At 60.6% G+C, this 22,490-nt stretch carries 20 protein-coding genes; 3 read left to right on the forward strand and 17 right to left on the reverse strand.

Annotated elements, in window-relative coordinates:
• Window positions 1-57: 57 nt before the first annotated feature.
• From CKW14_RS26200 to CKW14_RS26210, 3 genes are all read left to right on the forward strand, one after another.
• Window positions 58-288 (forward strand): hypothetical protein, encoded by a 231-nt coding sequence (locus tag CKW14_RS26200; protein WP_095049881.1) that lies wholly within the window; start codon window positions 58-60, stop codon window positions 286-288.
• Window positions 289-454: 166 nt separating this feature from the next.
• The gene (locus CKW14_RS26205) at window positions 455-2,839 is read left to right on the forward strand and encodes a DUF3772 domain-containing protein (RefSeq protein ID WP_095126436.1); all 2,385 of its coding nucleotides are present in this window, start codon (window positions 455-457) and stop codon (window positions 2,837-2,839) included.
• A gap of 197 nt (window positions 2,840-3,036) precedes the next feature.
• Window positions 3,037-3,498, forward strand: a complete 462-nt coding sequence (locus CKW14_RS26210; RefSeq protein WP_095126437.1) for a DUF3574 domain-containing protein — start codon at window positions 3,037-3,039, stop codon at window positions 3,496-3,498.
• A 189-nt stretch (window positions 3,499-3,687) separates the two neighbouring features.
• Here CKW14_RS26210 and CKW14_RS26215 read toward each other — a convergent pair whose 3' ends face one another.
• The 17 genes from CKW14_RS26215 to benA form a co-directional block, all read right to left on the reverse strand.
• Window positions 3,688-5,103: an APC family permease gene (locus CKW14_RS26215; protein WP_095126438.1), complete on the reverse strand. Its 1,416-nt coding sequence runs from the start codon at window positions 5,101-5,103 to the stop codon at window positions 3,688-3,690.
• The gene (locus tag CKW14_RS26220) at window positions 5,093-7,480 is read right to left on the reverse strand and encodes a TonB-dependent siderophore receptor (RefSeq protein WP_095126439.1); all 2,388 of its coding nucleotides are present in this window, start codon (window positions 7,478-7,480) and stop codon (window positions 5,093-5,095) included. Before CKW14_RS26220 ends, CKW14_RS26215 begins: the two co-directional genes overlap by 11 nt.
• Window positions 7,481-7,911: 431 nt before the next feature.
• Window positions 7,912-8,577: a sulfite oxidase-like oxidoreductase gene (locus tag CKW14_RS26225; protein ID WP_095126440.1), complete on the reverse strand. Its 666-nt coding sequence runs from the start codon at window positions 8,575-8,577 to the stop codon at window positions 7,912-7,914.
• A 148-nt stretch (window positions 8,578-8,725) separates the two neighbouring features.
• Complete coding sequence (locus CKW14_RS26230) at window positions 8,726-9,781, reverse strand: substrate-binding domain-containing protein (RefSeq protein WP_095049875.1); 1,056 nt, start codon at window positions 9,779-9,781, stop codon at window positions 8,726-8,728.
• A gap of 23 nt (window positions 9,782-9,804) precedes the next feature.
• Window positions 9,805-10,830, reverse strand: a complete 1,026-nt coding sequence (locus CKW14_RS26235; RefSeq protein ID WP_095049874.1) for an ABC transporter permease — start codon at window positions 10,828-10,830, stop codon at window positions 9,805-9,807.
• Window positions 10,823-12,379 (reverse strand): sugar ABC transporter ATP-binding protein, encoded by a 1,557-nt coding sequence (locus CKW14_RS26240; protein ID WP_095126441.1) that lies wholly within the window; start codon window positions 12,377-12,379, stop codon window positions 10,823-10,825. The genes CKW14_RS26235 and CKW14_RS26240 overlap by 8 nt, the downstream gene beginning before the upstream one ends.
• Before the next feature lie 8 nt (window positions 12,380-12,387).
• On the reverse strand, window positions 12,388-13,059 hold the full coding sequence (locus CKW14_RS26245; protein WP_007950374.1) for a methionine ABC transporter permease: 672 nt from the start codon (window positions 13,057-13,059) through the stop codon (window positions 12,388-12,390).
• Window positions 13,056-13,856, reverse strand: a complete 801-nt coding sequence (locus tag CKW14_RS26250; protein ID WP_095049872.1) for a methionine ABC transporter ATP-binding protein — start codon at window positions 13,854-13,856, stop codon at window positions 13,056-13,058. Before CKW14_RS26250 ends, CKW14_RS26245 begins: the two co-directional genes overlap by 4 nt.
• Window positions 13,853-14,662, reverse strand: a complete 810-nt coding sequence (locus CKW14_RS26255) for a MetQ/NlpA family ABC transporter substrate-binding protein (protein ID WP_095049871.1) — start codon at window positions 14,660-14,662, stop codon at window positions 13,853-13,855. Before CKW14_RS26255 ends, CKW14_RS26250 begins: the two co-directional genes overlap by 4 nt.
• A 27-nt stretch (window positions 14,663-14,689) precedes the next feature.
• A complete protein-coding gene (locus tag CKW14_RS26260; RefSeq protein WP_095126442.1) occupies window positions 14,690-15,736 on the reverse strand; it encodes an isopenicillin N synthase family oxygenase in 1,047 nt (348 codons plus the stop codon).
• A gap of 504 nt (window positions 15,737-16,240) precedes the next feature.
• Window positions 16,241-17,158 (reverse strand): catechol 1,2-dioxygenase, encoded by a 918-nt coding sequence (catA, locus tag CKW14_RS26265; RefSeq protein ID WP_095049869.1) that lies wholly within the window; start codon window positions 17,156-17,158, stop codon window positions 16,241-16,243.
• A gap of 181 nt (window positions 17,159-17,339) precedes the next feature.
• The gene (catC, locus tag CKW14_RS26270) at window positions 17,340-17,630 is read right to left on the reverse strand and encodes a muconolactone Delta-isomerase (RefSeq protein WP_095049868.1); all 291 of its coding nucleotides are present in this window, start codon (window positions 17,628-17,630) and stop codon (window positions 17,340-17,342) included.
• 15 nt (window positions 17,631-17,645) lie between these two features.
• Window positions 17,646-18,767 (reverse strand): muconate cycloisomerase family protein, encoded by a 1,122-nt coding sequence (locus CKW14_RS26275; protein ID WP_095126443.1) that lies wholly within the window; start codon window positions 18,765-18,767, stop codon window positions 17,646-17,648.
• 22 nt (window positions 18,768-18,789) lie between these two features.
• The gene (locus CKW14_RS26280) at window positions 18,790-19,551 is read right to left on the reverse strand and encodes a 1,6-dihydroxycyclohexa-2,4-diene-1-carboxylate dehydrogenase (RefSeq protein ID WP_095049866.1); all 762 of its coding nucleotides are present in this window, start codon (window positions 19,549-19,551) and stop codon (window positions 18,790-18,792) included.
• Window positions 19,552-19,572: 21 nt separating this feature from the next.
• The gene (gene benC, locus CKW14_RS26285; RefSeq protein WP_095049865.1) at window positions 19,573-20,586 is read right to left on the reverse strand and encodes a benzoate 1,2-dioxygenase electron transfer component BenC; all 1,014 of its coding nucleotides are present in this window, start codon (window positions 20,584-20,586) and stop codon (window positions 19,573-19,575) included.
• 20 nt (window positions 20,587-20,606) lie between these two features.
• The gene (gene benB / locus CKW14_RS26290) at window positions 20,607-21,095 is read right to left on the reverse strand and encodes a benzoate 1,2-dioxygenase small subunit (protein ID WP_095126444.1); all 489 of its coding nucleotides are present in this window, start codon (window positions 21,093-21,095) and stop codon (window positions 20,607-20,609) included.
• On the reverse strand, window positions 21,095-22,450 hold the full coding sequence (benA, locus tag CKW14_RS26295; RefSeq protein WP_095126445.1) for a benzoate 1,2-dioxygenase large subunit: 1,356 nt from the start codon (window positions 22,448-22,450) through the stop codon (window positions 21,095-21,097). The genes benB and benA overlap by 1 nt, the downstream gene beginning before the upstream one ends.
• Between the last annotated feature and the right edge of the window lie 40 nt (window positions 22,451-22,490).

Consider the following 22,490-nt stretch of genomic DNA (forward strand, 5'->3'; position numbering starts at 1 on the left):
AATGCGCGGCGTAACATCGGCTCCAGACCCCACCACTACATCACGGAGCACACACTCATGAAACGCCAAGCCCTTCTCAGCATCGCTTTCTCATTGTTCGCCCTGAATGCTGTTGCCGCTCCCGCGACTCAAACCGATCCGCTGTTCAGCGACGCAGTAGCCGCCGCCACCCAGACTGATCCGCTGTTCAGCGATGCCGTTGCCGCCGCCACCGAAACCGACCCGCTGTTCAGCGATGCCGTTGCCGAAGGGGGTTCCGACCGTTTGCTCGAACGCCGCGCCGTCTGAGTGCAGCGCTTTACCGCCGTCACCGAATAAAGGCCCGACCTCCCGTCGGGCTTTTTGCGTCTGCAAGTTCTGCTCACCGGCCCTGCTCTGCGGGAAACTTTTGCGCGCCAATCGCCTCGATCACCTAACCTCATAGACTGTGTGATCCATTCGAGCCGCCTCACCCATGCGCAACACATTGAAGTCGTTGTTTTTTTTCGCATTCATGCTGGCGGTTGGCGGCAGTCCGACGCTATGGGCCGCCGACTTGCCGGCGCCGGCAACCACCGCCGCCGCGCCGCTGCCGGTGATTTCGCAAAGCGAACTGCAGGCGCTGCAACAACGCCTCGACGGCCTCAAGCAACAGATTTCCGCAGCGAACAATTACAACCAGCTCGAAGGCCCGCAGGATCGGGTGCAGGCGTTCATTCTGGATGTCGATCGGTTGTCGGCGGCGTTGTTGCCGCAGCAGGCGCAACTGGCAGTGCAGTTGGGGGTGCTGGGGGCCGCGCCGGATGCCGATCTAGCGGAAGAGCAGGCAGACATCGTCGCGCAACGGGCGTCGTTGGCCGAGCAGAAGAGCAAGGTCGACGGCACATTGAAGAGCCTGGCGGCGCTGAAGCAGAGCGCGGCGGATCTGATTACGCAGATCGCCGGGATACGCCGCACACTGCTGGAAAGTGAGCTGACGCTGGGCACTGACAGCGTGCTGAGCCCCAGTTTCTGGTCGCCACTGGTGAGTCCGACCGAGGATGATCGTCAGCGTCTGCGCTTTTTCGTCGCGCAGGTGCGCGACACTTGGGCCACCGTGTGGGCACCAGGCGAACGCATCTACACCAGTATGTTGATGGCGCTGGCACTGATCATCTGGACCTTCGGCCGCCGGCTGGCCGAACGCGGTCTGACCTGGGTGTGCATTTACCGCATGCCCGAGGGACGTCTGCGCCGCAGTGCGCTGGCGTTCGCCTCGGCGCTGGCGACCATCGCCACCACCGCCATTGCCCTGCAATTACTGTTCTACGCCTGCACCCGTCATCAACCTTTGCCGCCAGTGCTGGAAACCTTCTCCGAAGAGTTCGAAAAGGTCGTGTATGCGTGCGTGCTGCTAACCGGGTTGAGCCGCGCGCTGCTGTCGACCGAACATCCCTCGTGGCGCCTGCCGGCGATTGCCGATCAGGTGGCGCTGGCGCTCAGGCCCTACCCGCGCATCCTGTCCTGCACGTTATTGGTGCTGGTGACGCTGGTGCAGGTGAGCAATGCCACCGGCATGAGCAGCCAGATCGTGATTGCCGGGCGCGGGGTCATTTCGATCGTTGTGCTGGCGATCGTGACGGTCCTGTTGTTGCGCGTCGGCAAGGTGCGCAAGGCGCTGGTCGCGGCCAATGATGCGGCAGCGGCGAACAGTACGTTTGCCGGGGTGATTTACACCCTTGCCAGCGTCTCGATGTTTGTCTCGGCGATTGCCCTGCTCGCCGGCTATGTGTCGCTGGCGCGGTTCATCAGTTATGAGCTGGTGTGGGCGTACATTGTCTTGTCGGGTTTCTACCTGCTGATCCAGTTGATCAAGGACGTCTGCGAGCACGTTTTTTCGCCACGGCACGCCAGCGGTAAAGCGCTCAAACAGTTATTGGGCATCGGTGATCGCCGCCTCGATCAGATCTCGATCCTGCTGTCCGGCTTCAGTCGGGCCGCACTGATGCTGCTGGCGGTGATCGCTCTGTTTGTCGGTGGCATCGGCACCACGCTCGGGCAACTGGCGAGCAACATCATGGCGATCCTTGGCGGCGCCGGGTTGCGCAAGCTGAACATCGTCCCCGGCCACCTGCTCAATGCCGTGCTGGCGCTGATGATCGGCATCTGGCTGATCCGTGCCCTGAGTCGCTGGCTCGACAACGAGTTCCTGCCCAGGACCGACATGGACCCGGGCATGTGTGCCTCGTTGAGCACGCTGTTTTCCAACATCGGTTACGCCTTCGTGATTCTGCTGACGCTGTCGTCGCTGGGCGTGCAGTGGACTAATCTGGCGTGGATCGTCAGTGCGCTGTCGGTGGGTATCGGCTTCGGTTTGCAAGAGATCGTGAAGAACTTTGTCTCGGGGCTGATTCTGCTCACCGAACGACCGGTGAAGGTCGGCGACCTGATCAGCATCAGTGGTGTGGAAGGCGACATCCGCCGCATCAACGTGCGCGCCACGGAAATCCAGCTCAGCGACCGCTCGATCGTCATCGTGCCCAATTCGCAACTGATCTCGCAGAACCTGCGCAATGTCACCCTGGGCGGCAGCGCGCAAGGCGTGGCGTCACTGGAACTGGTGTTCCCGCTGGATATCGATCCTGAAGAGGTGAAAGACCTGTTGCTCAACACGTATCGGGAGAACGAAACCATCCTCGATAAACCGGCACCGTTCGTGCGCTTCAGCAAATTGTCGCCTGACGGAATTACTTTGACGGTGACCGGGTACGTGGCTAGCCCGAGGATTGTCGGGGTGACCAAAAGTGATTTGCTGTTCGAGATTCTCAAGCGGCTGGGTGCGGCAGAGATTGCGTTGGCGAAACCGCCGGCGAGTGCGTAATGAATCGGTAAGGCTCTGGCATGGAATATTTTCGCTGTCTGAAAAATCGCTTTCGCGAGCAGGCTCGCTCCCACAATTTTTGCGCGGTGAAGGGTTATTCCGGAAGCGCCTAAATGCCTGCTTTTTAGGTCTTTATGGGCGGTCAGACGGCAACCTTATACTCGAGCGGTTTACTCATCGTTCAATAAGGATGTTCCATGCCTCGACGTTTTCTACTGGCGGCGCTGTTCGTCGCCGTCGCCGGTTGTGCCAGCCCTCCTCCTGCGTCCGTTCACACCCATGATCCCACCAGTTCGACCTTGCAAGGTGATATTTCGCGGCCGGCGCAGGCGCAGTGGATTCGCACCGAGTTGTACTTCTCCGTTGGTTCGATCGATGGCAAGGACGGTGCAGTCAGCCCGGCGCGCTGGCGCGAGTTTCTTGATCAGGAGGTGACGTCGCGATTTCCTGATGGTTTCAGTGTGTTCGATGCTTATGGGCAGTGGCGGGATAAGGGTGCGAAAGAGCCTGAACGCTTGAGCACCAAGGTGATTGTGATCTTGCATGAGAACAGCCCGAAGAATGCGGGCAACATTGAAGCGATTCGCCTGGCTTACAAGCGTATTACGGGGGACTTGTCGGTGCTGCGGTTGTCGCAGCCGGCGGAGGTGTCCTTCTAGAATCAGAAGCCCCTCACCCTAACCCTCTCCCAGAGGGAGAGGGAACCGATCCGGGGATATTGGAGATTTACGCCGACCTGAGCATGGCTCACTGAATCCGTAATCGAATCAGCCTGAACTTGCACCACTGAATCCGTAATCGACCCCAGCCTGTTTTTGCTTCACTGAGCCCATAATCGATTCGGTCTTTCAGGTCGATGTATCCCCCAAGACACCTCGGTCGGCCCCCTCTCCCTCCGGGAGAGGGCTGGGCGGGCGGCGTTTCCGATGAGGGTTCGCTTTTAAACGGCTCAACCCGGCCAATAGCACGGCACCAACCAGCAACACCGCAATCCCCAAAAACGCCCCAAACCCCACCACCGTCACGCTGGAATACAGCATGTACAGGCACAACCCGAAGAACAGCAGCGGCAACAGCGGATACAACGGCACCTTCACCGGCCTCGGCACCTCGGGAAAGCGCCGTCGCAGGATGATCAGCGCTACGCTGCTCAAACTCAGAAACAGCCAATAAACCGGGGTCAGGTACTCGACCATAGTGTTGAAGCCGCTCTGAGTAAAACTGCCAAACAGCACCAGCAACAATGCCACCGCTCCTTCCGCCAGTAACGCTTTGCGCGGTACACCATGGCGGTCATCCCAGGCGCCGAAGCTGCGCAGTTGTGGCACATCGCGCGCAGCAGCGTAAGTGGTGCGAGCGCCGACCAGCAGGGTCGAGTTGATGGTCGCGATCGCGGCGATACCGACCATCAGCAAAATCAGCATGACACCCGGTGCACCGAAAGCACGGTTCAACAACTCAACCGCCGGTGCATTGCTGGCGGCCAGTCCAGCGAATCCCAAGCCCTGAACGAACGCCCAATTGAGCGCCAGATAGATCGCCATCAACACGCTCAGCGCACCGAGCATGGCAATGAAAATCCCTCGTCGACCATCGCGAACCTCTGCCGATAATGTTGCCGCATCGCTCCAGCCGCCGAACGCCAGAAAGACGAAAATCATCGCCGCCGAAAACCCGGCCATACCGGTGTTTTGCGCGACGGGCGCAAGACTCGGCGCAGGCGCTTCGATACCTTGCCAGGCCAGAAAAACACCGGCACTGGCGATGCTCAAAAAGCCCAGCGCCAACAGCCCCACCAACAAGGTCTGGGTAATAAAACCAATGTGCTTGCCAGTGAGATTAAGCAGCACCAACGCGGCAATCACCGCCCCGGCAAACAGCCCCGAACCGTACTGCCCCAGCGGCACCACCGCGTTGACGTAATCGGCAAACATGAACGCCGACAACGCTATCCACCCGGTGTGCATCACCGAAAACCGCGACCAGGCGAACAGGAATCCCATGCGCTCGCCATACGCCGTGCGCAGAAAGTGATAATCGCCGCCCGGGTGCGGAAACGCCGTGGCCATCTCGGCAAAACACAGTGCGCCAATCATCGACGCGACACCGCCCAGCCCCCACACCAGATAGAAATGCTCTGGCCCGACGTTGAGGGCGACGGTCGGCGCGGTTTTCAGGATGTCGGTGGTGATCACCATGCCCAGCGTGATCAGCAACGCCTGAAACACCGGTAGATGCCGCCCCGGTCCCGCGTTAGAAACCATAGGTAGCGCGGGCGTAGTAGTAGGCGCCGTTGGTGCCGATTGGCGAGAGCACGTCGTATGGCAGGTTACCACCGTAGTTGATCGCCGAACCGGAACGTTCCGGGTAGTTGTCGGTGAGGTTGTTGCCGCCCACGGCAATGTTGAATTTCGGCGTGAATTTGTAGGCCACCTCGGCGTCCAGCTGCCACACAGCGCCGTAGGTTTGCTCCGGTTGCGAATCGCCGAAATCGAAGACACGGGTGGTCTCGCCCTGGCGCGTCAATCTTCCAAGCAGGCCCCAGTGTTCGCTGGCCCAGTTGGCGGAAAAGATGAAACGATCCTTTGGCGCCGCGTCGGTCAGGGTGTTGGTTTCCTCGACACCAACGAGGGCGTCATTGCCAATACCCAGCGCCGTCAGTTGCGACGGCGTGGCTTTGGTGCTGGTGACTTTGGTGTGGTTGTAGGTGTACGCGGTGGTCAGGCCCAGTTGCCCTTCGTAGAACGGCTGGTGGTAGTTGAGCACCAGTTCGGCGCCGTGGGTGCTGGTGTCGGCGGCGTTGGTGAAGAAGTTGACGTCGTGCACGCCAGCAACGCCGAAGTTGTCGTTGATGTAGTTTTCGAGGGCATCGCTGCCAATGCGTTGTGACAGGGTGATGCGGTCTTTGACGTCGATGCGGAACACGTCCAGGGATGCATCGAAGCGTTCGTTCAACTGGAAAGTCAGGCCGAGGCTGAAGTTCTTCGAGGTTTCCGGATCAAGCTTCTCGGCGCCGAGTGCGCGGGCGATCGGGTCGTTGACCGAGAGCACGCGGATGTCGGTCAGCGTGCCGCCATCGCCAAAGTTGCTGGTGGTGTTCTGGAAGCCACTCTGGGCCAGTGACGGTGCACGGAAGTTGTTCGATACCGCACCGCGCAAGGCCCATTGCTCGGTGAGTTTGTAGCGACCACTGAGCTTGCCCGTCAGTTTGCTGCCGGCATCGTCGTAATGCTCCCAGCGGGTAGCGGCGTCGACGAAGAAGCGGTCGGTGAGATCGCCGGACAACTCGGCGTAAGTCCCGAACACGTTGCGATCCAGATCCGACTCTTCGCTCGGGCGCAGGCCATTGGCGCCGTCGGCTCCGGAGCCGATGTAGGAGGCCTCGTCACCGGCGTAGGTCAGGTAGTTTTCGTAGCGGTATTCGCCGCCAACCGCGAGTACGAACGAGCGCTCGCCGAGGCGCAGTTCACGGCTGAAGTCGAGGTTGCTGGTGGTCTGGCGCAGCTCATAATCGCCGGTATCGAACTTCGTCGGTGAGTCTTCGCCGAGGCTGACGTTAAGCGTGCGCCGGGTCGAGCCATCGAAGCGGTTGCGACCGTGGGTGACGCTGCTGTCGAAGTCCCACTCGTCACCGATCAGGCCTTTGAAACCGGCGGTGGCGGAGATGTCTTTGTTGTCGCCGAGCGATTGCGGCAAGTAGCCGTTGGGGTAGAACTGCGGCTGTTCGGACGGGTAGCGATAGAACTCGGCGCCGGTGGTGTGGCGCTGATTGTAGGTGCCGAAGCTGTAGGCCTTGCCGCCGGCCAGCGGCAATTCGCTGTTGAACCAAAGGTTGACGTCCCGCGCTACGCCGTCGCCCATCACATAGTTGCGCTGGCCGGGGGTATCGGCAAAGCCGTCAAAACCGGCGCGGTTGGTCGGGTTGCGATCCTTGTATTCGGTGCCGCCACGAATAAACCCGCCCTCCTCGCCCAAACGCGTGCCGATCTTCGCCGTGGTCACGCTGTTCTGGCCGTCGGTGGTGGTCTTGTCGATGGCGTCTTGATGGGTGTGATAAGCGCCATAACTGGTCGACACTTCGCCGCCCTCGGGCGCGTCGTCGAGAATGATGTTGATCACCCCGGCAATCGCGTCGGAGCCGTACTGCGCCCCGGCGCCGTCACGCAGCACTTCGATGCGTTTGATCGCGCTGAGCGGGATCGAGTTGAAATCCACGGGTGCGGTACCACGCCCGATCTTCGACGAGTCGTTGACCACCGCTGACGTATGGCGACGCTTGCCGTTGACCAGTACCAGCACCTGATCCGGGCTCATGCCACGCAGTTGCGCCGCGCGCACGTGGTCGGCGCCGCCGGAGTTGGATTGGCGCGGCAGGCTGAAGGACGGCAACAGCGTCTGCAACGCCGCGCCCAGTTCACCATCAGCGGCGCCGGCGGATTTGAGGTCTTCGGCGGTGAGCACATCGACTGGCACCGGCGAATCGAGCACGGTGCGTGAAGTGCCACGGGTGCCGGTGACCAACACGGTGCCAAGTCGGGATTCGCTGTCGGCACTTGCCGAAGTTTCTTCGGCGTTGACCGGAAGTTGCCAGATAGCGGACACGACAGCAGCCGCCAGTAATGAACGGGAACGGTAATGCATATAACAGCTCCTTGAATCGCAGTTAATACCCGGCCGTTGCCGACAATAAAGTTCGGCAAGCAATGCGCGGCAATGTCTGCTGTAGTTTTGGATTTCTGGAAGGCAGTGAAGGCTTTTTTACGGTGAGTTGCAGTTTCCCCAGCGTGAGTCGTTTCCCCTTGAAACTCGATGCTAGACGAGCGGCTGCGGGCCGTAAAAGAACCAATAACGCTTAGGTTAGATCGCTCTAAAGGATTGTTCTTAGTTCAACAAAAGTGTTGCTGAGCCAACACTTTAACCAACTAAAACTAAATTTTTTAGATTGAAATGCAGGATCCCTGTAGGAGTGAGCCTGCTCGCGATAGCGGTGTGTCAGCTGACAACTTTTTTACTGATACTCCGCTATCGCGAGCGGGCTCACTCCTACAGTTTTGATCTGCGTCGGGCATTACTCAATCGAACGCTTTTTCCAGCCAGGCATCCTCGGCAATATCCAGTTCATCACCACTGAATCGCTGTTCGGCAAACGGATCGGCGTGCAGATGAAAGCCGTTCTGCTCCCAGAACCCGGGTTGTTCCTGCTCAACGAATTCAAGCCCACGCAGCCACTTCGCGCTCTTCCAGAAATACCGCCCCGCCACCACCAGCCGTAGCGGCCAGCCATGTTGTGCGGTCAGCGGTTGGCCGGCGTAATGGGTGGCCAGCAGACTGCCCGGGTGCAACAGATCATCAAGTCGCAAGTTGGTCTGGTAATCGTGGTCGGCGTGGGCCATGACGAACGCCGAAGTCGGCTGGAGATCGAACGCCTGCAACAGATCCTGCAGATGCACCCCGCTCCATTTGGTGTCGAACTTCGACCAGCGTGTCACGCAATGTATGTCGCAGCGCAGTTTTCGTTGCGGCAATGCCTGCAGATCGGCGTAACGTAATTCGATTGGCTGGGCGAGCGTGCCGGACAGGCGTAGCGACCAGTTGGCGAGGTCGTATTTCGGTATTTCGCCTTCGTGCAGGATCGGAAATCGCTCCGTCAGTACCTGGCCTGGGGGTAGTCGTTTACCAAGAGCCGGATCGGCTTTCGGCGAACGGCTTTTGCGTAAGCGTGAGGCTTTGTTGTGCATAGTCACTCCATTTTCAAGGGTGCCCCCAATCTCCTGTAGGCCTTCGCCTGCTCGCGATAGCGGTGAATCAGCCGGCAACAATGTTGGATTCAAATCCGCTATCGCGAGCAGGCTCGCTCCTACAGGGGATCGTTGTCGGTAGGAGGATCTAGTTGGCCACCGGAATCCACGACGCCCGTGCGACATTCGCGGTATCACCAAAACTCGGTAGCTTCTGCGCCAGATCTCGAACGTTCTTCACATCCAGATCCAGCAACTGCTGACGGGTAATCAGCGTCGGCGGCACCAGCACCTGATGCCCCGGATTTTCCCCGGCAATCAACATCGCCAGACTGCGCACACTGATTGCCCCGGCCACTTGCGGATTGACCGCCGCCGTCGCCGCCCAGGCGCTGTCCGACTCTTTCATGATCTGAATATCGGCGGTGGAAATATCGGCGCTGTAGATCTTCACCTTACTCGCCAGCCCCGCTTCGTCGACGGCGATTTTTGCGCCTTTGGCGAACTCATCGAACGGTGCAAAGATCACGCTGATGCCTGGATTGGCTCGAAGCACGGCGCTGGCCTGATCCGCCACGGAGTTGGCAATCGGCGGATTCAGTGTGCCAAAGCGTGCCTTCTCGACGATTCCCGGATTGGCTTTCTTGACCTGACTCCAGATCTCATCGCGGCGCTCCATTGGCGTAAAACCACTGATGTACACATAGCCGGCATCGAACTTCGTGCCGTTGTCCTTGACGGCTTGATCGAGGGCCAGACGCGCCAGCGCATGGTGATCCTGCTCGACCTGGGTCACTTGCGGGGTGTTCAGATCGACATCGAAGGCGACGACCTTGATGCCTTTGGCGATCGCCCGATCGATCGGTGCTTTCAGGGTTTCGGCCAAACCGAGTTGGACGATGATGCCGTCGACGCCGAGATCGACCGCCTGATCGATCATCTCGCCCTGACTCGCCGCTTGCTGCCGGGCATCGAATATCCGCAGGTTGGCCCCCAGCGCTTCGGTCTGTTTTTCGACGCCGCGCAAATACGCCTCGGGGAAGTCCCCGGAGAACAAATACCCCACCAGCGCGATCTGCACCTGACCTTTGTCGAACGGTGCGGGTGCGCCGGGCAAGGCTTTGGCCTGAGCGCTCAGTGCCATCGCCGAAAGCAACGCGCCGGCGAGGCAATGACGGGCGAACTGTGTGATTGAACCGTGCATGCAACTTCCTTGAATAAAGCGGCTCAACGCGCCCGATGCGCGAGGCCGAAGGTGAACATCAGGGCCAGCACCAGCACCAGTCCCTTGACGAAATCCTGTGTGTAATACGGCGCGTTGAGCATGGTCAGGCCATTGAGCAGCGCCGCCACCAGCAGCGCACCGACCAGGGTGCCAAAGGCGTTGGGCTTCTTCGCGCCGAGTACGGCAAAACCGATCAGCGCTGCGCCGAGGGCATCCAGCACCAGACCGTTGCCCGAACTGACGTCGCCGCGACCCAGGCGCGCTGCCAGCAACAATCCGCCGAGCGATGCGAGCAACGCCGAGAGCACGTAAGCCAATAACTTGAAGCGCTGCACCGGTGCACCGGCCAGTCGTGCGGCTTGCTCGTTGCCGCCGATGGCATAGAACAAACGACCAATGCGCGTACGTTCGAGAAACAGCCACACCGCCACCGCAACCACCGCCGTGATCAACACCGGAATCGGCACCACCTCCCACAATCGCCCACGCCCCAGCGCAAGAAATGCGGCACTGAACGTACCTTCAGTTTCCTCACCGCTGGGCAAGGTCATGCCCACCGCAATCGAGCGTCCGCCCGTGGGAATAAGTTGCACGCCGATTACCAGAAACATGCTGCCCAGCGTCGCGAGAATGTCCGGCACCCGCAGTTTGACGATCAGCCAACCGTTGAGCAGGCCGACCAACGCACCGCCCGCCAGACTGATCAACACCGCCGGCAACGCGCCCCAGCCGAGCACGACCATCACGTAACTGGCGATCATCAGGCTCATCGCCGCCACCGCGCCAATCGACAGATCGAGACCGCCGACCGCCATGGTCAGCGTCACGCCCAGCGCCAGCAGCGCAACAATCGACACCGATTGCAGGATGCTGAACAGGTTGCCGACGCGCAGAAATGCCGGCTCGGCCACACTGAAAAACACCACGATCAGCGCCAGCAACCACAACAGGCCGTAGCGGATCAACCCGTGCAGCAGACGTTCGGCACGTGCCGGCTCGGTCGATAACAGCGAACTTGAATCAGGCACTCGCTCTGCTCCTTGGCGTGGCTTGAGGGGAATGTTCGGTCACGTCGCTGCCGGCCAGTGCGGCGACCAGATCGGCACGATTGAGGCCGGCACGCGGGTACTCGGCGACCACGGCGTGATCGCGCACCAGCAGAATGCGGTCGGCAATTTCCAGGGCTTCATCGACGTCGGCGCAAATCACTAAAGTCGCGCGCCCCTCGGCGCTGTCGCGCAGCAGTTGGCCGATGTCGCGGCGGGCGCGCACGTCGACGCCTTGAAAGGGTTCATCAAGGATCAATACCCGCCCTTCGCCGAGCAGCCAGCGGCCGAGCACGACTTTCTGTTGATTGCCGCCCGATAACGCGGTCATCGGCACATCGATGCCGGCAGTCTTGATCCCCAGCGCCGCCACTTGTGCCTCGACCGCTGCCGCTTCGGCGCGGTTGCGGATGAAACCGCCGCGGGTAAAGCGCTCGAGAAACGGCAAAGTCAGGGTGCGACGCAAAGTGAAATCGGGTACCAGCGATCGACTGGCGCGATCTTCGGCCGCGAAGAAAACCCCGCTTTGGATGGCCTGGCGCGGTGAGTCCGCACGCCAGTCAGCACCATCCAGTTGCACGCGGCCCGAGGTCGCTTTACGCAGGCCGAACAGCACCTCGGCGATTTCACTTTTACCGGCACCCAACAGCCCGGTCAGCACCACCACTTCATTCTCGTGCAGGCTCAGATCGAACGCGGCGGAGCGCGGCAGAATTTGCATGGCGTTGAGTTTCAACACTTCGCGCCCGGCCACGCGTGGCAGGTAAACATGCTCGGCCAGCGCCTGCCCGAGCATGGCGCTCACCGCGTCGGGTAATTGCCGTGCCGTGAACTCGCCCGCGAACTGGCCATCGCGCAGAACGACGGCGCGATCCGCCACGCGCTGCAGGTCGGAGAGTCGATGGGAGATGTACAGAATCGCCACGCCGCGAGTGCGCAAGGTGTCGATCAAACCAAACAAGCGCTGCGCTTCGGCATCGGAAAGTGCTGCTGTCGGCTCATCCAGAATCAGCAGGCGCGGCTGCAACGCCAAGGCTCGAGCGAGCACCACCAATTGCCGTTCGGCCTGACCGAGATGCTCGATCGGTTGCTCCAGCGGCAAAGTCAAACCCAGCCCGGCGGCAATGCTTGCGGCGCGCTCCAGCAGGTGTTTGCGATTGAGCCAGAAGTTCGCGTCCGGCTTGCACAGTTCATCGAGCAGGAGGTTTTCCGCGACACTCAAACCCGGTGCGATGCCCTCGTTGATCTGTTGATGCACCGCGACAATACCGAAGCGCCGCGCCGACAGCGGCGAACTGAAATGCCGTGGCGCGCCCTCCAGCCAGATCTCGCCAGCGTCGGCAGTCTGGCTGCCCGCGAGGATCTTCACCAGAGTCGACTTGCCCGCGCCATTGGCACCGAGCAGCGCCACCACTTCGGCGGGATAGATGTCCAGGCTGACGGCATCCAGCGCCCGACTCGCACCAAACATTTTGCTCAACTCACGCACACGAATCAGTGGCTCGCGAACTACAGCGACCGGCACACTCATACAAATCCTTAGCGGCGATGCGCCAGCGAACGAACCAATCGATCACCCAGGCTTTGCACGCCCTGAACGAGGATCACCAACACCACCACCGTGGCAACCATCACTTCATTGTTGAACCGCTGATAGCCGTAACGGATCGCCAGATCACCGAGCCCGCCACCGCCGATCACCCCGGCCATCGAGGAAAAACCGATGAGCATCACCAGCGTCAAGGTGATCCCGGCCAGCAACGCCGGCAGCGCTTCGGGCAACAACACTTTGAAGATCACATGACCGATGTCGCCGCCCATGGCGAGGATCGCTTCGATGCGACCCTTGTCGACTTCGTCCAGAGCGTTTTCGACGATGCGCGCGAAGAACGGAAACGCACCGATGGTGATCGGCACCACGGCGGCGGTGCTGCCCAGCGTTGTGCCGACCACCAGCCGCGTCAGCGGGATCAGGGCAATCAGCATCACCACGAATGGCAGTGAACGGCCGAGGTTGACCACGCCACCCAGCACGGCATTCAGGCGTGGCATCGGCAACAGTCCGTCGCGACGACTGATAAACAGCAACACGCCTAACGGCAAGCCGATCAGCAGCGTGAACAGCCCCGCGAGCAGGACCATGTACAGGGTTTCACCGGTGGCGTTGAACACCAGTTGCAGGATTTCATCCCAATTGACCGTACGGTTCATGAGTGCGCAGCCCGTACGCCGTATTGTTTGAGAAAACTCAGGCCTGGCTCAGCGTGGCCCAGCGGCAAGCCGCAGGTCGGCCGCAGCGAAGCGCCCAGCTGGGATTGCGGATCGGCCAGCAGCCGTGGCACCGGCCCGGCTTCGACCAGACGTCCGTTGGCCATGAAAGCGGCGTGGTCGCAGATCGACTTGACCACCTCCAGTTCATGGGTGATCAGCACGATGGTCACGCCCAGTTGCCGATTGATGTCGCGAAGCAATTGCAGGATCGATTCGGTGGTTTCCGGATCGAGTGCACTGGTGGCTTCATCCGAAAGCAGGTACGCCGGCTCTGCGGCCAGGGCGCGGGCAATCCCGACGCGCTGTTTCTGGCCGCCGGACAATTGCGAGGGAAAGGCCTGCGCCTTGTCACTCAAACCGACCAGTTCCAACAGCTCGCGAACCCGCACGTGGCGCCACGGTTTGCCGACATTGGCAATCTCCAGCGGCACCGCGATGTTGTCGAATACCGTGCGCGAATGCAGCAGGTTGAAGCCCTGGAAGATCATGCCGATGCGCTGGCGTTGTTTGCGCAAGTCACTGTCGGACTGCTTCAGCAGATCCACACCGTCAATCAGGATCCGTCCGCTGTCTGGCCGTTCGAGCAGGTTGAGGCAACGCAGCAGCGTCGACTTGCCCGCCCCGCTACGCCCGAGAATCCCGTAGACCGCACCGTCGGGAATGCTCAGCGAGACCTGATCGAGTGCCGGTTGCGCGGCCGAAGGATAAGTCTTGCTCAACTGCTCGACGGCGATCATGGCTTGCTGCCCGCCACCGGAATCACTGAACCGGCGAAGTTATCGGTGATGTATTTGGCGACCTCGGGCGACGTCAGGTCCTTGGCCAGTTGCGCGATACGCGGGTCGTGCTCCAGCTTCGGCGTGGTCACCAGAATGTTGGCGTAGGGGTTGTGCTCGGCTTTCTCCAGACCCAAGGCATCCTTGGCCGGCACCAAACCTGCGTCGAGCGCGTAGTTGCCGTTGATCACGGCCAGATCGACGTCGTCCAACGAGCGCGGAATCTGCGGTGATTCGATTTCCAGGATCTTCAGCTGTTTCGGGTTCTCGGCGATGTCCTTGGGCGTTGCCTGGTCCGCCGCCGGGTCGTTGAAGCCGGATTTGAGTTTGATCAGGCCGTTGTCCTGCAACAGGTACAGCGCGCGGCTCAGATTGGTGACGTTGTTGGGCACGGCGACGGTGCCTTTTACCGGCACGTCGGCGAAGCTTTTGTGCCGGTGCGAGTAAATGCCCAAGGGTTCGATATGCACCGTGGCCGCCACCGCCAGTTTCTCGCCGAGGGCCTTTTCCTGGGATTTCAGGTACGGCAGGTGCTGGAAGTAATTGGCGTCGACGTCACCGTGCACCAACAGCTCGTTGGAGTTCACGCCGTTGGGGATCTCGATGACTTTGAGGTTCAGCTGCGGATCGATCTTCTGGATGTACGCCAGAATCTGCGCGTGGGGCACCGGGTCGGCAGCCACGCGCAGCGGCTCAAGCGCCTGCGCACCGAACGACGTCACCAGCGCGCCGAGCACGGCCAGGGTCAAACCTGCTTTCTTGATCATGTGCGGAGTCCTTGAGCGGTGGTTGAGTCAGGCGGATTTACGAACGGGCGGTGGTGGCAGCAACGCATCGGCGTAGAAGCGCTGCGCGACATCGGGATGCGAGCGCAAACGACCCTTGAGGTAGTTCCAGCCGACATCGCGAAACAGCGGATTGAGCGGATCACTCGCCGGCCCGCGCGCCTCGCGCAACAGTGCGGTGGGCAGCGGATACAGCGGCACCACGGCATCCAGTTGCGCACCGAGGAAGAACGCGACAGACAGACGCTCACTGCCCTCCGGCGGCGACACGACTCGGTGCACCGTGGCCCGCAGATAACCGTTGCTGGCCAGTTCGAGCAGTTCGCCGATGTTCACCACCAGGGTGTTCTCACGCGGCAACGCGTCGATCCAGCGCCCCTCTTCGATCTCGACCTGCAGCCCGGCCTGCTGGTCTTGCAGCAGGAAGCTGAGGAAACCGGAATCCTTGTGCGCGCCGACACCCTGGTGGCTCGACTCGCTGGACTGGCCGGGATAGCGCATCAACTTGATGTGTTCGTTGGGTTTGTCGCCGTAGAGTTGATCGAACGCATCGGCGCGCAGCGACAACGCCTGAGCGAACGCACGCAGCAGGCGCAACGACATCCGCGTCATCGCCTCCTGCCATTCCAGCAGCAACGGTTTCAGTTCCGGCAGTGCCGTCGGCCATTGGTTGGGGCCTTGCAGCCTCGCCCAGAACGGGCTGCCCGCCGTCAATGGCAACGCCTCGCGCTCGGCACCCAGATCAAACTGCTCGCGCAGATCGGGCTGGCCACGGGTGATCTCCGAGGCGGCACGGTTGTAACCGCGAAAGTGCGGTGAATTGATCATGCCAACGGCGGTTTTTTCGCTGTCGGGCAAGGCGAAGAACTGCCGGGCGTGGGCTTGTACTTGCTTGAGCAAGTCACTGTCGATGCCGTGGCCCGTCAGGTAGAAGAAGCCGACGTCGCGGGCGGCGTGGCGCAGGTTTTCGAGAAATTCGTAGCGCTGTTGCGCCGTGCCTTCGAACAGCGACAGGTCCAGCGTCGGTAATGCGGTGATATCGAGGGTATGCGGCATGATTCACTCCCGTGTGAATCAAACCTGAAAAACCTGTGATCGATTCAGCGTGTGCCGTCATGGCAATCGGGGGTCTATCGGTTTGATGCGTTTTGATTCGTCGTTGAGACAAAACTAAACGATCTTAAAAATACGTAGCCAATATCTTTTTCGCATTACCTTAGGCCTCTTTTCCCCTCACCCCAGCCCTCTCCCAGAGGGAGAGGGAGCCGACCGGGTTGTCTTGCGGTATACGGCGACCTGAACAACCGGGTTGGATTCGGCGAAGATCGCTCAGGCCGGCGTAGCGTTGAAGATCACCTTGACCAGTTCCCCTCACCCCAGCCCTCTCCCGAGGGAGAGGGAGCCGACCGAGGTGTCTATCGCGATACATCGACCTGAACGACCGAGTCGGTTATGGATTCGACACAAACTGTTCAGGTCGGCGTGATGCTTAACAACAACGCGGTCAGTCCCCTCTCCCTCTGGGAGAGGGCTAGGGTGAGGGGCACTGACGACTCGGTATCAAGCGTCTTGCAGCGCACGCGGCCGTTGGCTGCGTTGTTCGGCACTGGCGTCCGGCGCCTGCTGCAACTGGAAGTCGAACTTCAGCTCGGCATAACGCCCCGACGCTGCATCCTCACCAAACACCACCTCCCCGACCAAGCCTTCACGGGTCGCGTAGGCGAAGTCATCCCACAGGTATTGATCACCCGAAAGATTGATCTGCGTGGTCAGATGCCGATGCCCCGGCGCGCTGATAAAGAAATGCACATGGGCCGGGCGCTGGCCATGGCGGCCGAGCTGGTTCAGGCATTCCTGGGTCGGCCCTTGCGGGTCGCAGCCATAACCGGACGGCACGATGCTGCGAGCGCGGTAACGGCCTTCGGCGTCGGTAATGATGCGTCGACGCAAGTTGTACTCGGACTGGCTCGGGTCGAAAAACGAGTAAGTGCCCTTGGTGTTGGCGTGCCACAGATCAACGGTGGCACCGGCCAGCGGCTGGCCATGCAGATCGAACACCTGGCCTTCGAGGTGCATGACGGTGGCGGCACCCTCCTCGCTGCCGTCATCCATGCGGCACTCGCCTTCACACAGCGGCGCGCCGGCAACGTACAGCGGGCCTTCGATGGTGCGTGGTGTGCCGCCGGTCAAGCCGATCTGTGCATCCTTGGCGTCCTGCAACAGGTCGAGGAAGTGCTCGATGCCAAGGCCGGCGACCAGTAATCCCGCCTCCGAACGAGCGCCCAGACGGTTGAGATAGTCGACCGCTTTCCAGAACTCGTCCTCGCTGATGTCGAGGTCTTCGATGATTTTCGCGCTGTCCTGCAAGATGCGCAGGACGATGGTTTTCAGCCGGGAGTTACCCTCGTCGTTGGCGAAACCGGCGGCTTCTTTGAAGAAGGCTTGCAACTCGGCGGTGTGGGCAATTTTCACGGTCATGGTGGTTACCTCATCTTGTTGTTGTGTGGTTCTCGCGAATCTTCAGGACAGACAACCTTCCCTGTGGGAGCTGGCTTGCCAGCGATTGCGGTGTGTCATCCAGCATTGATGGCGGCTGGTGTATTGCTATCGCTGGCAAGCCAGCTCCCACAGTGTTCAGGGATGGATTCGAAACCATGGATCAGCGATCGTCTGTATGGATCGACGACGGATGCCGACAGAGGCCGTCAACCTCGATGTCCATGTAGGGAAACAACGGCAAGCGCATCAGCGTGTCGTGCAGGGCCTCGACGCTCGGCACATCAAACACGCTGTAATTGGCGTAATGCCCGGCGATGCGCCACAGGTGCCGCCAGACGCCTTCGCGTTGCAGCCGTTGCGCCAGCTCCTTTTCGTCAGCCTTGAGCCGGGTGGCCAGCGACGGGTCCATATCGATGGGCAATTTCACGGTCATTTTTACGTGGAACAGCATGGTCACTCTCCTGATTCAGTGGCGACGAAAACGCGCCAGACGCTCTTCGTCCAGCGTCAGGCCCAGGCCTGGAGTTCGCGGAATGTGCAAGTGGAAATCGCGGTACTGCGGCGTTTCGGTGACGATGTCTTCGGTCAGCAACAACGGGCCGAACAGTTCGGTGTCCCAGGTCAGTTGCTTGAGCGTGAGGAAGGCGTGCGCCGAGGCCAGCGTGCCGATGGAGCCTTCGAGCATGGTGCCGCCATACAGCGCAATGCCGGCGGCTTCGGCGATCTGCGCGGTTCTGAGCACGGCACGCGGACCACCGTTCTTGGCGATTTTCAGGGCGAACACACTGGCGGCGCCGTCGGCGGCGAGGCTGAAAGCATCCTCGACGCTTTCGATCGATTCGTCGGCCATGATCGGCGCCGGGCTGCGCTGATTCAGGCGAATCTGCCCGGAGCGGTTGACCCGCGAAATCGGCTGTTCAATCAGGTCGATACCGTTGTCACCGAGCACCTGACAGCCGCGAATCGCTTGGGATTCATCCCAATACTGGTTGACGTCGACCCGCACACTGGCGCGCTCGCCCAAGGCTTTTTTGATCGCCACGACGTGCTTGAGATCCTGCTCCAGCGGGTTGGCGCCGATTTTCAATTTGAAGATGCGATGGCGACGTGCTTCGAGCATCTGCTCGGCTTCGGCAATGTCGCGGGCGGTGTCGCCGCTGGCCAAGGTCCAGGCCACTTCAAGGCTGTCTCGCACGCGGCCGCCGAGCAACTCGCTGACCGGCAGACCGAGGCGCTTGCCTTGCGCATCGAGCAGTGCACTTTCGATGCCGGACTTGGCGAAAGTATTGCCCTTGGCGATCTTGTCGAGCCGCTGCATCGCCGCGTTGATGTTGTTGGCGTCCATACCCACCAGCGCCGGCGCCAGATGCGCATCGATATTGGCTTTGATGCTTTCCGGGCTTTCATAACCGTAAGCGACACCGCCGATGGTGGTCGCTTCGCCGATGCCTTCAATACCATCGCTGCAGCGCAGTCGCAGAATCACCAGAGTCTGCTTCTGCATCGTGTGCATCGCCAGTTTGTGCGGGCGAATGGTCGGCAGGTCGACGATGATCGTCGTCAGGTTTTCAATCAGAATTCGCTGCATTTCAATGTCCCTTGAAAAGTAGTCAACCGAGGTCGCCGCCACCGACCGGCAACGTCACGCCGGTGATGTACGAGGCGTCATCGGAAGCCAGAAAGAGGATCGCGCCGACCTGTTCGTCGAGGCTGCCGTAGCGTTTCATCAGGCTGCTGTTGAGGGTTTGCGCGACGATTTCCTGATACCAGGCCTGCTCTTGCGCTGACGGTTCGGCGGCATTGCGCGGGATGCGCCGGGGCGGCGCTTCGGTGCCGCCAGGAGCCGTGGCGTTGACGCGAATGCCGCGCTCTGCGTTTTCGAAGGCCAGACATGCTGTGAGTGCGTTGATGCCGCCCTTGGCGGCGCCGTACGGCACCCGATTGACGCTGCGGGTGGCAATCGACGAGACGTTGACGATGGCGCCGCGCCCTTGCTTGAGCATGTACGGCAGCGCTGCGTGGCAGCACCACAGCGTCGGGAACAGCGAACGGCGCACTTCCGCTTCAATCTGTTCGACTTCGTAATGCTCGAACGGCTTGGCCCAGATCGTGCCGCCGACGTTATTGATCAAAATGTCGAGACGGCCGAAGGTGTTGATGGCTTCAGCCATGACCCGCGCGCAATCGGCGTATTGCTCAAGGTCGGCGGTCAGCGCGAGAACGCCCTCGGCTTGCAGTTCGTGAACCAGTTCAGAGCGATCGACGGCGACGATTTGTGCGCCTTCGTTCAGCAGGCGTTCGCAGACGCGGCGGCCGATACCCTGCGCCGCGCCGGTGACCAGCGCGATCTTGTTGGAGAATCTGTTGTTCATGACAACCTCGAAAGAAGGGTTTCAGGCAGCCGCAGCAGCGAACTTTTCGTAGTAGAAGTTCGCCGGGGTGATGCCCTGCTCGCGGATGTATTGGCTGACCGCTTCGACCATCGGCGGCGGGCCGCAGAGGTACACGTCGACATCGCCTTCATTGAGGTGGCGCGGTTCAATGTGCTGGGTGACGTAGCCCTTGAGTGGATGCGCACTCAGCGGGTTGGCCACGCAGGCGCCGAAACTGAAGTCGGGAATGCGGGCGGCGAAGGCTTCGAGACGATCGAGTTCGACCAGATCGAAATCGTTGGTCACGCCGTAGATCAAATGCACGGGATGATCGCAGCCCTGCTCGGCGATCTTTTCCAGCATCGCGGTGAACGGTGCCAGGCCGGTGCCGCCCGCCAACAACAGCAGCGGCCGCTTGATCTCGCGCAGGTAGAAACTGCCCAACGGCCCGGCCAGGTTCATGCTGTCGCCGGCCTTGGCCAACCCGGTGAGAAAGCTGCTCATCAAGCCACCAGGCACGTTACGAATCAGAAAGCTGACCTCGCCGTTTTTCTGCAATGAGCTGAAGGAATAAGCGCGGGTCTGCTCGCTGCCGGGCACTTGCAGATTGACGTACTGGCCCGGCAGAAACGCCAGTTTGCTCAGCGCCTCGCCCTTGACCGACAAGGCAATGGTGCTCTCGGACAACTGCCGGACAGCGCTTATCGATGCCTGGAAGTTCGCTTGTTCGGTCTTGCACACCTGCGAGCCTGCCGGTACTCGCACCACACAATCGCTTTCAGCGCGCATCTGGCAGGTCAGCACATAACCTTGTGCGAGTTCGTCGGCGCTCAAGGCGTCTTCGATGAAGTTGTCGCCCATGTCGTAACGCCCGGCCTCGGCGAAACATTTGCAGGTGCCGCAGGCGCCATCGCGGCAGTCCAGCGGGATGTTGATGCCTTGGCGATAGGCCGCATCGGCGACGGTTTCATGGCCACCCGCCTCGATGAAACGAGTGACGCCGTCTTCGAAATTAAGCGCAATCTGGAAATTCATGGTGCACCTCGCCGTGTCGACTAGATGTGGTAGATGTCGATGACCTGACGGACGTAATCGTTTTTCAGCACGACTTTCTTGGCCTTGATCAGCGGCTGTTCGTCACGCAGATCGAGGGTGTAGAAACTGCTGCCGAAGTAGCTGTCGGTAACCTGATAGCGGAAGCTCAAGGTGTGCCAGTTGAAACGCACCTGGCATTCCCCTTCGCTGCGCTCGACGATTTCGATGTTGCTCAGGTTGTGTGAGGTGCGGGTGTCGGGAATGGTCGCGCTGGAGCGTTCGGTCTTGATCCGGAAGATGCGGTCTTCGAGACCGCCACGGTTGCCGTACCAGATCAGCGAGATTTCGCTTTGCGGGTCTTCGGTGAGGGTGTCGTTGTCGTCCCAGGCCGGCATCCAGAAAGTCGCGTCGGCGGCGTAGAGTTCCAGCCATTGATCCCACTGGCCGTCATCGAGATAGCGCGCTTCGCGGTAGAGGAAATCGCGCACGCTGTCGTAGAGGTTGCTCATCACACGGCCTCCACAGGGATCAGTTGTGATTCGCTGGCAGCGGCTTTGAGCATGGTTTCCTGCCAGTACTTGTGTTGCAGCACGAACAGGCCTTCGTCTTCGGTGCGCATACCGGAGAGCAGCGGCTTCAAGTCGATTTCCTCCGCGGCGGCATCGGCGCCTTCGACCCAGTGGGTCGCGCCCCGGGACATGTCGTTCCAGCCACGCCCGGCGCCGTAACCGGTCTGGCACGAGCGGAACTCTTCCAGATCATCCGGCGTGGCCATGCCGCTGACGTTGAAGAAGTCTTCGTACTGACGAATGCGTTTGGCACGGGCCTCGGCGCTCTCGCCTTTGGGGGCGATGCAGTAAATGGTGATTTCAGTCTTGTCGACCGAGATTGGCCGGGCGATGCGGATCTGCGAACTGAACTGATCCATCAGATACACGTTCGGGTACAGGCACAGGTTGCGCGAGTTTTCGATCATCCAGTCGGCTCGAGCCTGACCGAAATCACGGGCGAGTTCATCGCGGCGCTCGTAGGCGGGACGGTCTTCGGGGTTGGCCCAGCGGGTCCAGAGCAGCAGATGGCCGTGATCGAAGGAGTAAAAACCGCCGCCCTTCTTCGCCCAGCTGCCGGCGCTCATGGTCTTGATCGCTTCACCCGCTTCGCGTTGCTGGCGCTGGTTCTGGGTGGCGGCGTAGTTCCAGTGCACCGAGCTCACGTGGTAACCGTCGGCGCCATTTTCAGCGGTGAGTTTCCAATTGCCTTCGTAGATGTAGGAGCTGGAACCGCGCAGCACTTCCAGGCCTTCTGGCGACTGGTCGACGATCATGTCGATGATTTTTGCCGATTCGCCCAGATGCTCAGAGAGGGATTTCACATCGGCATTGAGGCTGCCGAACAGAAAGCCGCGATAGGACTCGAAACGCGCAACTTTGGTCAGATCATGGGAGCCTTCGCAGTTGAAGCCTGCGGGATAACCGGCTTCGCTCGGGTCTTTGACCTTGAGCAGTTTGCCACTGTTGTTGAACGTCCAGCCGTGGAACGGGCAGGTGTAGCTGGAGCGGTTGCCGGACTTGTGCCTGCACAACATGGCGCCGCGATGGCTGCAGGCATTGAGGAACGCATTGAGCACACCGTCCTTGTTGCGCGCGATGAAGATCGGCTGACGCCCCATGGTCGTGGTCAGGAAATCGTTGTTGTTGGGGAGCTGGCTTTCGTGGGCGAGGTAAATCCAGTTGCCTTCGAAGATGTGCGCCATCTCCAGTTCGAACAGCCGCGGATCGGTGAACATCTCCCGCTTGCAGCGGTAGGCGCCCTTCTCCTTGTCTTCTTCAAGCATGGCATTGAGGTAGTCGATTCCCAGGGACATGGCCGGGGCCTCCATTGTTATTGTTCAGGCCAGGTCAGAT

The organism is Pseudomonas sp. Irchel s3a12, assembly GCF_900187485.1.
Classification (GTDB): Bacteria; Pseudomonadota; Gammaproteobacteria; order Pseudomonadales; family Pseudomonadaceae; genus Aquipseudomonas; species Aquipseudomonas neuropathica.